The sequence below is a fragment of the Allobosea sp. genome (assembly GCF_035944895.1).
Lineage (GTDB): Bacteria > Pseudomonadota > Alphaproteobacteria > Rhizobiales > Beijerinckiaceae > Allobosea.
This window is the reverse complement of record NZ_DASZAT010000016.1, coordinates 1-14,919: the sequence shown is the minus strand read 5'-3', so window position 1 is coordinate 14,919 and position 14,919 is coordinate 1. Positions and strand designations below refer to the sequence as shown.

The following is a 14,919-nucleotide window of genomic DNA, read 5'->3' as shown; positions in this document are numbered from 1 at the left end:
GTCATTCTCGGGCGAAGCGAAGCGTAGACCCGGGAAACTCGTGACAAGAAGGGGCCGATAAGCGCCTCTTTCGAGCTGAGACGCTCGGGACAGGCCCGAGCATGACGGCTGAAAAAGCAAAAGCCCCGGATCGGCGATCCGGGGCTTCGTCGTTTCTGGCCTTGGCGCTTATTTCAAATTCAGCGTCGGCGGGGCATTGAGATCGAGCCCAGGCAGCCCACCGGAACCGCCGAGCCCCGGAATGCTGATGCTGTCGAGCTGCTTGTTGATCTGTTGCTGGTCGAGCTGAACGCCAGAGTTCTTGTAGTGCATCACCATCTGCGGGAAGAGCACGACGAGCGCGACCATGATGCACTGGATCACCACGAAGGGCACTGCGCCCCAGTAGATCTGTCCGGTCGTCACCGGCTCCATCATCTTGCCGGTGATCTTGTCCTTGTAGGCTTTCTTCGGCGCGACCGAGCGCAGGAAGAACAGGGCGAAGCCGAAGGGCGGATGCATGAACGAGGTCTGCATGTTCACGCCGAGGATGACGCCGAACCAGATCAGGTCGATGCCGAGCTTCTCCGCCGCCGGGCCGAGCAGCGGCACGATGATGAAGGCGAGCTCGAAGAAGTCGAGGAAGAAGGCGAGCAGGAAGACCAGGACGTTGACGACGATCAGGAAGCCCGTCGCACCGCCGGGCAGCCCGACGAGCAGGTGCTCGACCCAGACATGGCCGTTGACGCCGTAGAAGGTCAGAGAGAACACGCGCGCGCCGACCAGGATGAACAGCACGAAGGCCGAGAGCTTGGCGGTCGATTCCGTCGCCTGCCGCAGCAGGTCGAAGGTCATGCGCTTCTTGCCCCAGGCGAGCAGGATCGCGCCGGCCGCGCCCATGGCGCCGCCTTCGGTCGGCGTGGCGACGCCGATGAAGATCGTTCCGAGCACCAGGAAGATCAGTGCCAGCGGCGGCACCATCACGAAGACCACCTGCTCGGTCATGCGCGAGAGCAGGTTGAGCTTCAGGAACTTGTTGACCAGCGCGATCACGAAGGAGATCGCGACCGCGACCGACATGGTCAGGATGACGAAGTCCGCGCCGCCGCCGACCTTGGTGAAGTACTTCATGTAGGCGATGGCGACGGCGAAGGCGATGATCGTCACCACCAGCAGCGAGAAGCGGCGGGTCTTGCCGTCGGCGTCGCGCAGGGTCTGCGCCTCCGGCGGCAGGCCGGGCGCGCGTTCGGGCTTGACGATGGTGACCAGGAAGACATAGCCGGCATAGAGCCCGGACAGCACCAGCCCGGGAATGAAGGCGCCCTCGTACATGTCGCCGACCGAACGGCCGAGCTGGTCGGCGAGCACGATCAGGACGAGCGAGGGCGGGATGATCTGCGCCAGCGTGCCCGAGGCCGCGATCACGCCTGAGGCGAGCCGGCGGTCATAGCCGTAGCGCAGCATGATCGGCAGCGAGATCAGGCCCATCGAGATGACGGAAGCTGCGACGACGCCGGTCGTGGCGGCGAGCAGCGCGCCGACGAAGATCACCGCATAGGCGAGGCCGCCGCGGATCGGCCCGAAGAGCTGGCCGATCGTGTCGAGCAGGTCCTCCGCCATGCCCGAGCGCTCGAGCACCAGGCCCATGAAGGTGAAGAACGGGATCGCCAGCAGCACGTCGTTGTTCATCGTGCCGTAGATGCGTTCCGGCAGCGCCTGCAGGAAGTTCTCCTGGAACATCCCGAGCTCGATGCCGACCACCGCGAAGAACAGGCCGTTGGCGGCGAGCGCGAAGGCGACGGGATAGCCGAGCAGCAGGAAGAGCACGAGCGCGGCGAACATCACCGGCGCCATGTTGACGCGCAGGAAATCGCCGATCCCGGCGGCATGGGCGTCGCCGGTGTGCAGGCTGAGGAAGGCGGCCGCGGTGAGCGCGAGCAGCAGCGCGGCGGAACGAACGAAGGTCATGGAGCGGGTCCGGAAAGCTGCGTCTGGGCTCACGGGGCGAGGCCTTCGGCCTTGGCCTGGTCGATCAGGCGCTGGGCTTCGGCTTCCGCGGCGGCGGCGTGGCCGCCGCCATGGGCGTCGTCGTCGAGCCTGCCGGTCATGATCGCGATCTGCTTGATCACTTCCGAGATGCCCTGCAGAAGCAGCAGGAAGAAGCCGACGATGACGAGGCCCTTGGCTGGCCATTGCGGCAGGCCGCCGGCCGAGAGCGACTGCTCGTTGACCTGGTAGGAGCGCAGGAAGAACGGGCCGGAGTGGTAGACCATCAGCGCGCAGAACGGCAGCAGGAACAGGAGATGACCGATCAGGTCGATCCATTGCTGCACGCGCTTGGGCAGCAGGTTGTTCACGATGTCGATGCGGATGTGCTCCTTCACCTGCAGCGTCCACGACGCGCAGAGCAGGAACACCGCGCCGAACAGCACCCATTGCAATTCGAGCCAGGCGTTCGACGAGATGTTGAAGACCTTGCGGATGATCGCGTTGACGGCGGAGACGATGACGGCGACGAGGATCAACCAGGCGACCGATCGGCCGATCTTGAGATTGAGCGTGTCGATCGCGCGGCTCAAAGCGAGGGGTGCGTCCACCTCAGTCCTCCCTGACCTCGTGGATTTGCGGCCGCATCATGCGGTTTGCGAAGGGCGGTTATACGATTGCTACATGCCGTACAACATTGCCGGGTGCAAGGCGCTGTGGATCAGGCGCTGAACCCATTCCGGCCGGTCTGGCGCGGAAGCTGGCCGGCAAACCGGTCCTTGCGACTAAAGTTTAGAGGCGGATTCGCCGGTCGGGCGTCCCAGGCTGGGCGGGTTCAGCGCTTGCGCGGCTCCCTGCGCAGTGCGAGCAGGGCGACGATCAGCATCAGCCACATCATCGCCATCAGGGCCGGCGGCCAATGCGCCACCAGCGAGCTGATGACGACGGTGGCGAGCGCGCCGGAGCCGAGCTGGATTGCGCCGGCGAGTCCGGCCGCCGAGCCGGCGAGCTCAGGCCGGGCCGAAAGCGCCGCGGCGGTCGCCCCCGGCAGTGTCAGGCCGTTGCCGATCGCGTTGATGGCGAGCGGCAGGAAAAGGGTGAGAGGGGTCCACCAGGGCGTCAGTGCGATGGCAAAGGCGATAGTCGTCGCCACGAACGAGATGAGGAGGCCGATCCAGGCCATCGTCGCCGTGCCGTGCCTGAGCACCAATCGGGACATGGTGAAATTGCCCACCATGTAGCCGAAGGCGTTCAGGATGAAATAGGCACCGTAAGTGTCGGAGCCGCGCCCCATCGTCTCGACCACGATGAAGGGCGCTGCGGCGATGAAGACGAAGAAGGCGGCCGAGGTCATCGCCAGCGCGACGACGTTCCTGATGAAGCTGCGGTCGCGCGCCAGCTCTGGAAACGCCCGGAAGATGCCGGTGAGCGAGGTCCGAACCCCGACATTCGGTGCCGTCTCCGGCAGGCGCAGGCCGACCAGGACCAGCACGATCGCGGCTGCCGCGGCCATCGACCAGAAGATCATGCGCCAGCCGAGATTGGTCTCGATATGGCCGCCGAGATAGGGCGTGATCATCGGAGCGACCACCATCACCATGGTCACGGTCGCGATCTGACGCGCCGCCTGATCGCGGCCCGCAGTGTCGCGGATGATGGCGCGCGCCAGGGCGAAGGTCGTGCCCGAACCGGCGCCTTCCAGCACGCGCGCGAGCAGCAGGACCCCGGCGCTGTCCGCCAGGGCGCCGAGCACGGAGCCCGCCGCGAACACGGCTGTGCCGGCGATCACGCAGGGGCGGCGTCCGTAGCGGTCGGAGAGCGGCCCGACGATCAGCTGCGTCAGCGCGACAGCGACCAGGAAGAGGGTCAGCGTCAGCTGGATCGTCGCATAGCTGGTGGCGAAGTTGCGGGCGAGCGCCGGGGTCGCCGGCGCCAGCATGTTGAGGGCGATCGGCTGCAGCGTCGAGATCGCGACGAGGACGGTGAGGGTGGGCTTCGCTGTCATAGCGGTTTGTCGCCCTCGGGCTTCAGCTGCGAATCGGGGCGGGCGCGCTGGCGGTGCAGCGTGTAGAGGCCGCTGCCGACGATCAGCGCAATCCCGGCGAAGGCGATGCCGTCCGGCGTCTCGCCCCAGACCAGCCAGCCGATCAGCACCGCGATCGGGACGACGGAGTAGCGATAGCCCGCGACGACGCCGACATCGGTGTTGCGGAAGGCGCTGATGATGCTGAAGCTGCCGGCTGTGACCAGAAGCGCAGCGCCTGCGAGATAGGCGAGCTCGATCCGCCAGGGCGACTGCCAGGTTTCGAGCGCGCTCATGCCGACGCCCAGCAGCCCGACGACCACCGTTGCGGTCAGGGATACGACGGTCGATGGCACGTCGCTGCTGATGAAACGGGTCGTCAGATCGCGGATCGCCACGAAGCCGGCGCCGGCGAGCGCGACCAGCGCGGCTGCACTGAAGCCGTCCGCGCTTGGGCGCATCACGATCAGCACGCCAATGAAGCCGACCGTCAACGCCAGGGCCCGTCGCCAGCCGACAGATTCGATCCGCAGCAGCACCGCCAGCAAGACGATGAGCAAGGGTGAGGCCATCACGATCGCCGTGATGTTGGCGAGCGGTAGCAAACCCAATGCCCAGATGAAGGTCAGTGCGCACAGTGCTTCGAAACCTGCGCGTGCCAGGACCACCGGCCTCAGCCCGAGCGGCAACTTGCGCCAGTCGCTCATGAACACGACCAGCGCAAGGCTGGCCACCATGGCGAAGATGGTGCGCAGCGCCAGCGCCTGGCCGGCTGGGAAGACCTCGCGGGCGAGCTTCATCAGCGCGTCGTTGCAGCAGAAGAGCGTCATCGCCGCCATCATGGCGATGATTCCGCGGCGGTTCTGGGCGGCGGTGGCCAAGGCGGGTCCTGTCAGGCTTTGCGTATCGTCCGCTCGGCCGATCTCGGCGAAACGGCAAGGCGTTGCGGCGGATCGACGGTTCAGGCGTCGAAGCGGGCGAGGGAATAGGGCGAGAGATCGAAGGCGGAGTGGCCGGTGGTGGCGAGGTCCGCCAGGATTTCACCGATCGCACTGGCGAATTTGAAGCCATGGCCGGAGCAGGCCGAGGCGAATACCGCCTGCGGCACGCCGGGCACGGCGTCGATGACGAAGTCCTCGTCGGGCGAGACCGTATAGACGCAGCCCTTCACCGTCAGCGGGTCGCCATTGGCGTCGGGGAGGTAGCGCGCCAGGCATTCGCGGATCAGCCTGACCTGGTTCGGGCTCGGCGTCCGGTCCGGCTCGCGAGGGTCCATCGGCTCGCGGGCAAAATGCGGCCCGCCGAGCTTGAAGCCGGGATGTTCGTAGAGCGGGAAACCGTAGAAGGTGCCTTCCTCGGCGCTGAGGATGAAGACAGGGAAGGCGCCTTCGCGGAACAGCTCCGGGCGGCGCGTGGTGAACCAGCCGATCGCCTGGCGCACCGTCGTCATCGAGCGCGCGAGCTGCGGCACGGCATCCGTGATCCAGCCGCCGGAGGTGATCACCAGCCGCCCGGCCGAGTAGGTAGTCCGTTCCGTGCGGACGGTGACGCCGCCATCGGCGGTCGGCTGCCAGTCGAGCATCGGCTCGCCGGTGCGGATATCCGCGCCTTTCGACTGCGCCAGCCCGACATGGGCATAGATCGCCTTTTCCGAGGCGACGAAGCCGCCGCCCGGCTGCCAGAGGCCGAGATAGCCATCCGGCAAATGGAAGCCGGGGAAGCGACGCATGATCTCGTCGCGGCCGAGCATTTCGTGCTCGAGATCATGGTCGAGGCAGGATTGCAGCGAGGACTCGACCGGGCCGAGACCCTCGGGCGCAAGGTCGAGCGAGCCGGTGACGTGCAGCAGCTTCAGCCCGGCCGCATCACCGGTCTCCTGCCAGAGCTGGTGGGCGCGCTTGACGATCGGCACATAATGCGAGCCCTCGAAATAGGCGAGGCGGATGATCCGCGTCAGCCCGTGCGAGGAGCCCATGGCATGGCCGAGGTCGAAACGCTCGAGACCGAGCACCTTGAGCCCACGCTTGGCCAGGTGCCAGCAGGCGGCAGAGCCCATCGCACCGACGCCGGCGACGATCACGTCGTAATGCGATGAACTCATTGAAGGTCCCTGGAGAGCCCGGCTGTGTCGCCGGTTGAAACTACCTGCAATCTAGGCGGGCGGGCGATGGCGGTCCATCCTGCCCGGTAGGTGAGCGCATCTGCGTCGCGGGCAGGGCTCTAGCTCAAAGTGAGAGCCGGATTCACCGACCAGATTGATTCAATCTGGTCGGATCCGGCGCTGGAGCTGGCCGCGTCGGGAAGTCGTGCCTCGCGCCGGTTGTCTCAGGGGTTTGTTAACCCTGTCGGGGCATGCTCTTGCATCCTGTCTCGCCCCGGGAATGCCTATGCTTGCTCGTTCCGTCTGGCGCCTGTTGGGCCGTGCCGGCCCCGCTGCCGCGCCGGCTGCGTTGCGGGCCGTGGCGGAGACACCGCAGCAGCTTCCCGTTCCCGCCGAGACCTCGATCAGCGAGGCGATCAACGAGCTGGAGAGCGACGTCGTCGCTGCGATGCGTCGTCTGAATGACGGACTCGACCAGGCCGAGCATTGCTCCGAGCGTTCGGAAATCCGCTCCCGCGAGATCCGCGGTGGCATGGCCGAGCTGAGCGAGGCGGCCGTTCAGGCGAGCGAGAATTCCTCGGCGCTGGCGACGGCGACCTTGCAGGTATCGGAGGCGGCCGAGCGTGTCGGCGCAGCCATGTCCGGCGCCCGCGACATGCTCGACAACGCCGCCGATCGCGCCGCCGAGGCGACGGCGATGATCAACGGGCTCGCGGCGGCGACCAGCGAGATCCGCTCGATCGTGGATGCCATCGCCGAGATCGCCCGCCAGACCAATCTGCTCGCCCTCAACGCCACGATCGAGGCGGCCAGAGCCGGTGAGGCCGGCAAGGGCTTCGGTGTCGTCGCGCAGGAGGTGAAGTCGCTCTCGCTCGGCGTGCGCGAGGCGGTCGACCATATCCGCAACCAGGTCGATCGGCTGAACCAGACGGCGCAGGGCTCGGCAGCTGTCGTCACCGATGCCTTCCGCCTGGTCGGCGAGGTCAATCCGGTCATGGCGACGGTCGGCGAGGCCTCGCATGAGCAGGCGGCGGCGGCGGCAGAGCTGTCGCGCAGCGCCGAGGCGACCGCCCGCTTCATCGATACGGTACGCGACCGCGTCGGCGAGGTCGATCGTGTCGCGCTCGCGGCCGCGCAGGAGAACATCGATGCCAGGCGGGCGCTGGCCGAAGGTGCGCGCCAGGCGGAAGGGTTGCTCGAGCGCTTCGTGCCGACGTTGCGCCACACCGTCTTCGCCGATCGGCGCCAGCACGACCGTTTTCCGGCCGAGTGTCCGGTCAGGCTCGAGTTCGGCGAGCGCATCGTCGCCGGGCAGACGATCGACCTCGGCTTTGGCGGCGCCCTTCTGTCGGTTGCCGATTCCGAACTGAGGCCGCGGATGCGCGGCACGATCGCGGTCGAGGGACTGCCGCCGCTGCCGTGCAGGGTGATGGCGCGCAGCGATTTTGGCCTCCACGTTGCCTTCGAGCGCGGCGAGGAAGCGGCGCATGCGGCGCTGCACAGGCGGCTTGCCGAGATCGAGGAAGGCTATCGCCCGTTGATCGAGCAGGCACAGGAATTCGCGCACCGGGTCGCCGCTCTGCTCGAGTCGGCGTTGCGCACCGGCCGCCTCAGCGAGGAGGACCTGTTCGACACCGATTATCTGCCGGTGCCGGACTCCAATCCGCGCCAGTTCGCCAACCGGGCGCTGCCGGTCTTGCAGGCGATCCTGCCGTCGGTGATGGAGCAGGCCAAGGCGAGCGATCCGCGCCTCGTCTTCACCCTGCCGATCGACCGCAACGGCTATGTCCCGGTGCACCACCCCGAATACTCGCAGCCGCAACGGCCCGACGATCGGGATTGGGACCCGGCCTATAGCCGCGATCGCCGTATTTTCGACGACCGGGCCGGGATCACGGCCGCGCGTTCGGCGCGGCCCTTCATCATCCAGTCCTATCAGCGCGACATGGGCAGCGCGGGCGTCCAGCTGATGCGCGAGGTCGACGCACCCTTACGCGTCGCTGGCCGCCATTGGGGCGGCGTGCGCATGGCCTATCGCATGGCGTAGTTTCGGCTAGAAGGACCAGCCCTTCGCCCTGAGAAAGTCGCCCAGCTTTATACACGGCACGCCGAAGTGCTGGCAGACACCCGGGATATTGGGCTTGTTGGGCTTGGGACTCTCTTCGCTGACGACCGTGCCGTTGAGCACCGATGCCCGTGCAATAAGGAAAGGGTCAGCTACTGGAGTTCCGCGCAGACGCTGCTTCTCGCCGATTAGGCCTCGAAAGTGCGGAACTGCGAAAATCCTCGCAACAAAGGCCGTTTCTTGCGCGTCGGGAGTGGCGAATATCGTCTTGTTCCGATTGCACCAATCCAAAACGTGATGCTGGGGACCATCGGTCAACTCAAGCAACACTTCGCGCGTCGATGTTATCTCTCCAGCTTCCAGAGCTTGCTCAAATCTGGTCCAGAATGTTGGGAAAATATCTGGAAAATATGGACTCATCTCAGAAAAAGAATTGGCATCGAATACATAAATCATGCTGCCGCACCTCGCAGCACCATTTCCTCGAATTGCTCAAAATTCTTCGGCTTTACACCGATTAGCTCGGCGGCCTCAGTTCTTGTCAGCAGTCTCCGCGAATAGCGGGATACCACTTCGCGCAGGAATTGCTCGCTGAGATATGCGCCCTGCGTCGCATAATAGTTGCCGCCGTTGCCTCCGTCCCGCTGTTGATCAGCCCATTCCCGATCCTTCGCGAGATAGCGGTCTACGGCCACCTCGCCGCGCTCGACAAAGCGGCGAAGAACGACACTTCGACTTACGTGATAGCGTCCGGCTAGCGCTGCGAACTGCTCATCGGATGCGCGCCCTGGATCAATGCCGCGCGCGGCGACTTCGAAATCCGCCATGGGCACGAGGATTTCGGCAGCTACGGCGTTGCAGAAGCGTTCAACGGCCCTGTCGGCCGGCGGCAGTTCTTCGATACCGCGACTGTCAAAGCGACTGATCCCGCTTCGATCGCACAGCACATGCACCAATTCGTGGATGAGGCTGAATACCTGCCGCGTCTTGGTCGTGCTGTTATTGATCAGGATAAGAGGGAGTTCTGGGTGCCAGAGGCAAAATCCGGAGAGCTCGCGCTGTTTGAACGTGTCCTTGAAAACGTGCACGCCGCCACGCTCGATTGCTCGACGCCAGAGCTTTAAGGCCGTGTCAGCATCGGGGCGCTGCCTGACATCGTCCAAGCTGATACCGAGCACTTCGCGAACGCGAGCAGCCTGCTGAACTACGGCAGCGCGAGGGTTCAAGCGTGCCTGCCGCCATATCGGAGCAGCGACCGGATTTCGGTCGCCATAAAGTTCAATCAGGGCAACCTGAAATGCGCGTGCTTTCCTGATGAGCAGGGTCGTGTCGCGTGAGAGATGGCTAAGGTCGGCATCAGGCAGCGAACGGAACTCTGCGCGGGGGCGGGGCTCGTCCGGCGGCGTCGGCATGAAGAACAGCGCGAGAGGTCGCTTATAGATGTCATAGGCGAGCGTTTCGAGCTGGGGATAGCTGGGGGCGGTCTCGCCGGCCTCCCAGGCTTCAACGAGGTCAGCCGTTTTCTTCAGTCGCTCTGCCACATCAGCCGCCGTCATGTTCGCGCTTTCGCGCGCCCATTTCAGCACGGCGGGCGTTAGCCCCACGACTGGCGACGATTTGGCGATGACCGCTTTTCCTTTAACGATGGGCTTTAGAAGCAAACTGGCAGTTCAAAGAATCCGACCCTTTGAGCCGAGTCAGTAGATCTGAAATTAGCTAACTGTCCAATCGCCGCAAATGGTGAGCGCCAAGGATCAGCCGCGCCCGGCCGCCAGGATCGCGTCGATCCAGCGCTGCGAGGTCAGGGCTTCCTCGCCCGTCACCACCGGATCGCGCCCGGTCTCGATCGCGTCGAGGAAATCGGCGATCACGGCGCGGTGGGCATCATGCGGGAAGTCCATGATGTTGGCGCCGCTGCCGGTATTGCCCTCGGCCTCGACCACCTCCGAGCGGCCGTCGAGGAAGGAGAGCTGCAGCCGCCCGCCGACCAGCGCGGCGTGGCCCTTGCTGCCGATGATCTCGATGCGCTCGGGATGGCCGGGATGGGCGGCGGTGGTGGTCACCAGCGTCGCCGGGGCGCCGTTGCCGGTCTCCAGCAGGGCGCCGACATAATCCTCGGTCTCCATCCTGTGTAGCGAGGTTGTGCGTACCTGCGCCGCGACAACCTTCGACACGCCGACCAGCGAGCGGAACAGGTCGAAGGAGTGGATCGCCTGCGTCAGCAGCACGCCGCCGCCGTCGCGGGCCATCGTGCCGCGGCCGGGCTCGTCATAGTAGCTCTGCGGGCGCCACCACGGCACTTGCAGCAAGCCGGCTTCGACGCTGCCGAGCTCACCGCCGTCGAGCGCCGCCTTGAGCCGCCGACTCGCCGGGCGGAAGCGATGCTGCAGGACGACGCCGAAGACCTTGCCGGCATGCCGTGCCGCCGCGACCAGTTCCTCGCCGCGGGCGACAGTCAGCTCCAGCGGCTTCTCGACCAGCACATGCTTGCCGGCGGCAAGGCAGCGCGCGCCGACATCGCGATGGCTCGCCGGCGGCGTCAGCACGATGACCGCTTCGACACTCTTGTCGGCCAGCACGGCCTCGATGTCCGTCGTGCCGGGGAAGGGGAACTGCGCGCGATAGGCGTCGAGCCGCTCCCGGGAGCGGCTGACGACATGCCGGACATCGACCCGCTCTGCCAGGTCAACGAGGCTGCGCGAATGGGGCAGGGCGGCCGGTCCCAGCCCGATGACGGCGATGCCGAGCTTGCGTGTCACTTTGCGTCGCTTCCTCTGACGGGCAGGCGCACGGCCCGGTCCTGCGCATGCAAGGCGAGCCGGCAGACCGTGAACATGTGCTGCTGCGTCGCCGCTGTTTCGCTGCGATCGGCGATGTCGGCGATCAGGTCGCGGAAATAGGTCAATGGTTCGCCCGAGGCGTCGATATGGCGCGTGCCGGCCTTGTCGACCAGGAAGACATGGTCGGTGCCCGGTCGGCCGGCGATATCGACATATTTGCGCAGCTCGATCGTCCCTTCCGTGCCCAGGATGGTCAGCCGCCCGTCGCCCCAGGTCGGCAGGCCGTCGGCGGTGAACCAGTCGACGCGGATAAAGCCGTTGGCCCGGTCGCTGCGCAGCAGGATCTCGCCGAAATCCTCGAAATCGGGCAGGTCGGCCAGGCCGAAATGGCCGGTGCCGGAGGCTACGATCTCGGCATCCTGCGAGCCGGTGAAATGCAGGAACTGGTCGATCTGGTGCGAGGCGATGTCGGTGAGGATGCCGCCGAAATAGCGCTTGTCGAAGAACCAGTCCGGCCGGATCGCCGGGTTGAGCCGGTGCGGGCCGAGACCGACCGTCTGCACCACGCGTCCGATCGCGCCGTCCGCGATCAGCTTGCCGGCGACGATGGTGGCCGGGACGATGAAGCGCTCGGAGAAGCAGACGGAGAAGATCCGCCCGGTCTCCGCGACGACCCGCTCGACTTCGGCGAGCTGCTCGAAGGTCGTGACGCCCGGCTTGTCGACCATCACGTCCTTGCCGGCCCGCATCGCCCTGACGGCGAGGCCAGCCCGCTCCGAGGGGATGCCGGAGCAGACGACGAGGTCGACCGTGGGATCGTCGAGCAGCGCCTCGGCTGGCGCCTCCCGCAATTGCGGGAAGCGCTCGCGAAAGCCGGCGAGCACGCGCGGATCGCTGGTCGCGGGATCGAAGCCGGCGCAGTCCGCGCCGGCCTCCAGCAGGCCACCGACCATATGGTAGATATGGCGGTGGTCGAGGCCGATGGCTGAAAAGCGCATCTTACTTGCGCATCCTACTTGGGCGCGTGGCCGACGCCGATCTCCTGGTCCCAGCGCCGGAAAGCGGCGACCAGGCGCTCGGGCGTCAATGGCGGACGGGTCGGCAGGCTGGAGATCAGCCCGTCATATTCGGGCCGGCCGAACTCCTTCAGCACGTCCTGGCTCTCCTTCGGCGCCATGGCGAGCGTCACGCCCTTGATCGCCGGGCCGGGATAGAAATAGCCCTTGTCATAGGTCGCCGCCTGCGATTCCGGCTTCAGCAGATGCGACATCAGCTGCAGGATCACCGCGATCTTGTCCGCCACCACCCCCTTCGGGATGCACATGAACTGGGTGTCGGGGATCCAGTGCGTGTTGGCGATGGTGAAGACCTTCGCCTCCTTCGGGACGATGCCGAGGGCGCGCGGGTTGATGTCCCACCCAAGCGTCGAGACGATGCAGTCGCGCGTGCCGTCGCCGAGCTCTTTCATCGTCGCGGCGGTGCCGGTCGGATAGTAGTCGATCGCGGTACCGAGCTCCTTGAGATAGGCCCAGGTCTTGGCCCAGCCATTCATCGGGTCGGTAGGATCGCTGTCGCCGAGGATGTAGGGCATGCCCTGCAGGAAGGTCCAGCCGGGCCCGGAATTGAGCGGGCGGGCATAGGTGAAGCGGTTGGGGTTCGCCTTCACATAGGCGAGGAATTCCTCGGCCGTCTTCGGCACCGTCTTGATCTTGTCGGCCATGTATTCGAACAGCGGCCCGGACGGGGAATAGACGACGGCGACGCCTTCGTTCTGGCCGAAATTGCGCTGCATCATCAGCGCCTGCTCGTGATAGATCTCCTCGGCCTTGGGCAGGGCGGCCGTGTGCGACTTCCAGACGTCGATCCACAGCCCCTGCTGGATGCCATCGGACATCGCGCCCGGGCCGGTCAGCACCATGTCGATGTCGACGCGGTTGGCGTCCTGCTGCGCCTTGAGCTTGGCCGGCAGCTCCGGCGAGGGCGCGCGCGAGAAATTCAGGCGCGAGATCAGCTTCGGATTGTCCTTGGCGAACTTCTCGATCGCAGCCTGGGTGAGCTGCAGATTGCCGGCGACGTCGATGATGTTGAGCATCACCGGGCTTGCTGGCGCGCTCTGGGCGAGGGCTCCGCCGGCGGAAAGCGCGGCGAGGCTGGAAGCGCCGGCGATCACGCCGCGCCGTGTGAGATGGGTCATGCTACCTCCCTGTGCTGGCCTGCTTTGCTGCGGCCTTGCCGGTATACTAGTACACAAGGCGCGCCCGGCAAGATGCGACGAAAGCAGGGGGAGGCTGCGTGGCGGGACGGAGCGCGCTGGAGCCGTCCGAATGCGCCTCTCTCCTGCACTGGACGCAGGCCCCCGATGCGGTTCCTGCCTTAGGTCTTAACAGTCCCTTAGCGAGCCGGTTCTAGTCCTGGTTGTACGCCGCTCGAATCGATTTAAGCGGCGCTGGCTATGGAGGGGCTTGGTATGCGCGCTGGCTTGAAGGGTTTCGCTGCGGGGAAGCGTTCTGGAATGGCTGGCAGCCGCTCGGCGTTGGTCGCTGGCGTCAGCGGCGCTGCTCTGGCTCTGGCCTGTCTGCAGGGCTCCACTGCCTTGGCTGCGACTTACACAGCGAGCAATGCGAGCGAGTTCACTATCGCGCTCACCGCCGCCAATGCCGATGGCGATCCCAGCTCGACCATCGTGCTGACGGGCAGTTTCCAGGTTCCCGGTATATCGGCTTTGGCGTCCAAGCCGATCAGGATCGATACGCAAGGCTTCACGCTGACCGCCACCACGCTGCGGGGCGAGTGGGAGCTTGTCGGTAATATCACAGGCGGCGACGCGAGCCTGAACCTGACGATCAACACCGGCGGGCTTCTGACGAACTACGGAACGATCACAGGGTATACCAACCGCCTCGGCGCGTCGGTGTGGAATGCCTCGACGCTGGTCAATAACGGCACGATCACGGGTGGGTCGAATGGATTAGTCGGCGCGAGCATTTCCATCGGTGGCGGCACCATCATCAACAACGGCCTGATCCAGGGCAGCGCTGCGGCCGCTTCTGCCGGCGTGGGTTTAGTGATTCAGCTCACCGGCGCCTCCCAAACCGGTACCCTCGTCAACAACAGCACCGGTGTGATCCGCGGGGCGACGAGTACGGACGGAACGGTGGGCGCCGTCGGCATTCGGCTCTTTACCCTCGGGAACCAGACGATCAGGAATTTCGGCGTGATCGAAGGTGGTTTCGAGGCCGCTGCGATCACCAGCGCGGCGAATAACGCCACCATCGTCAATGCCGGAACGATCAGCGCCGGCAGCAACAGCGCCAACGCGATCACGGTCACCGCGGGCGCTGCCAGCGTGACCACTCTGGAACTTCAGGCCGGTTCGCAGATCACCGGCAACGTCGTCGCGAGCGCTGCCGGCACCCGGGACACGCTGCGTCTGGCCGGCTCCGACAACTGGACGCTGGATGGCGGCCTCGGCAGCGCCTCGCAGTACCAGAACTTCGACCGCGTGGAGAAGACGGGGGCGAGCACCTGGACGATCGCCGGCAGCGGCGATTTCTCGGGCGCGACGACGGTCAGCGAAGGCGCGCTGGTGGTGAACGGCTCGCTCGCCGGCTCGGCGGTGACGGTTGCGTCGGGCGCCCGCCTCGGCGGCTCGGGCACGGTCGGAGCGACGACGGTGGCCTCGGGCGGGCGGATCACGCCCGGCAACTCGATTGGCACGCTCACCGTCAATGGCGCCTATGTCCAGAATGCCGGTTCGGTCTACGAGGTCGAGGTCGATCCCACGACCGGAACCTCGGATCGCATCGACGTGAAGGGCACGGCAACGCTGGCCAATGGCGCGAGTGTCTCGGTGATCAACTATACCGGCGGGACCTTCGTCGCCGGCCAGCGCTACACCATCCTGACCTCGACCGGGCTGACCGGCAGCTATGGCGGCGACCTGACGCTGTCGGCCTTCCTCAGCCTGCGCAACAGCAGCGACGCC

At 65.9% G+C, this 14,919-nt stretch carries 12 protein-coding genes; 2 read left to right on the top strand and 10 right to left on the bottom strand.

Translation table 11 applies throughout. The features are described from left to right. Nucleotides 1-168: 168 nt before the first annotated feature. From VGV58_RS27070 to solA, 5 genes are all read right to left on the bottom strand, one after another. Nucleotides 169-1,833, bottom strand: a complete 1,665-nt coding sequence (locus VGV58_RS27070; RefSeq protein WP_414644148.1) for a TRAP transporter large permease — start codon at nt 1,831-1,833, stop codon at nt 169-171. Nucleotides 1,834-1,976: 143 nt separating this feature from the next. Next, nucleotides 1,977-2,576 (bottom strand): TRAP transporter small permease subunit, encoded by a 600-nt coding sequence (locus tag VGV58_RS27065; RefSeq protein WP_326877166.1) that lies wholly within the window; start codon nt 2,574-2,576, stop codon nt 1,977-1,979. Between the two features lie 224 nt (nt 2,577-2,800). After that, nucleotides 2,801-3,970, bottom strand: coding sequence for a multidrug effflux MFS transporter (locus VGV58_RS27060; protein WP_326877165.1), 1,170 nt, complete (start codon nt 3,968-3,970; stop codon nt 2,801-2,803). Then, nucleotides 3,967-4,869 carry a DMT family transporter gene (locus VGV58_RS27055; protein ID WP_326877164.1) on the bottom strand — a complete coding sequence of 301 codons (903 nt, stop codon included), beginning with the start codon at nt 4,867-4,869 and terminating at the stop codon, nt 3,967-3,969. The genes VGV58_RS27060 and VGV58_RS27055 overlap by 4 nt, the downstream gene beginning before the upstream one ends. 80 nt (nt 4,870-4,949) lie before the next feature. Further along, on the bottom strand, nt 4,950-6,089 hold the full coding sequence (gene solA, locus VGV58_RS27050) for an N-methyl-L-tryptophan oxidase (RefSeq protein WP_326877163.1): 1,140 nt from the start codon (nt 6,087-6,089) through the stop codon (nt 4,950-4,952). A gap of 286 nt (nt 6,090-6,375) precedes the next feature. On the opposite strand from solA, the gene VGV58_RS27045 reads away from it, so the two are divergent. Further along, nucleotides 6,376-8,136: a methyl-accepting chemotaxis protein gene (locus VGV58_RS27045; protein WP_326877162.1), complete on the top strand. Its 1,761-nt coding sequence runs from the start codon at nt 6,376-6,378 to the stop codon at nt 8,134-8,136. Nucleotides 8,137-8,142: 6 nt separating this feature from the next. Here VGV58_RS27045 and VGV58_RS27040 read toward each other — a convergent pair whose 3' ends face one another. The 5 genes from VGV58_RS27040 to VGV58_RS27020 form a co-directional block, all read right to left on the bottom strand. After that, nucleotides 8,143-8,610 carry a PIN domain-containing protein gene (locus VGV58_RS27040; RefSeq protein ID WP_326877161.1) on the bottom strand — a complete coding sequence of 156 codons (468 nt, stop codon included), beginning with the start codon at nt 8,608-8,610 and terminating at the stop codon, nt 8,143-8,145. Beyond that, a complete protein-coding gene (locus VGV58_RS27035) occupies nt 8,607-9,815 on the bottom strand; it encodes an ImmA/IrrE family metallo-endopeptidase (RefSeq protein WP_326877160.1) in 1,209 nt (402 codons plus the stop codon). The genes VGV58_RS27040 and VGV58_RS27035 overlap by 4 nt, the downstream gene beginning before the upstream one ends. A gap of 93 nt (nt 9,816-9,908) precedes the next feature. Beyond that, on the bottom strand, nt 9,909-10,913 hold the full coding sequence (locus tag VGV58_RS27030; protein WP_326877159.1) for a Gfo/Idh/MocA family protein: 1,005 nt from the start codon (nt 10,911-10,913) through the stop codon (nt 9,909-9,911). Next, nucleotides 10,910-11,932, bottom strand: a complete 1,023-nt coding sequence (locus tag VGV58_RS27025) for a Gfo/Idh/MocA family protein (protein WP_326877158.1) — start codon at nt 11,930-11,932, stop codon at nt 10,910-10,912. The genes VGV58_RS27030 and VGV58_RS27025 overlap by 4 nt, the downstream gene beginning before the upstream one ends. 14 nt (nt 11,933-11,946) lie before the next feature. Further along, nucleotides 11,947-13,128: an ABC transporter substrate-binding protein gene (locus VGV58_RS27020; RefSeq protein ID WP_326877157.1), complete on the bottom strand. Its 1,182-nt coding sequence runs from the start codon at nt 13,126-13,128 to the stop codon at nt 11,947-11,949. A gap of 318 nt (nt 13,129-13,446) precedes the next feature. On the opposite strand from VGV58_RS27020, the gene VGV58_RS27015 reads away from it, so the two are divergent. Then, on the top strand, nt 13,447-14,919 hold a 1,473-nt coding region (locus tag VGV58_RS27015), incomplete at its 3' end, for a beta strand repeat-containing protein (RefSeq protein WP_326877156.1).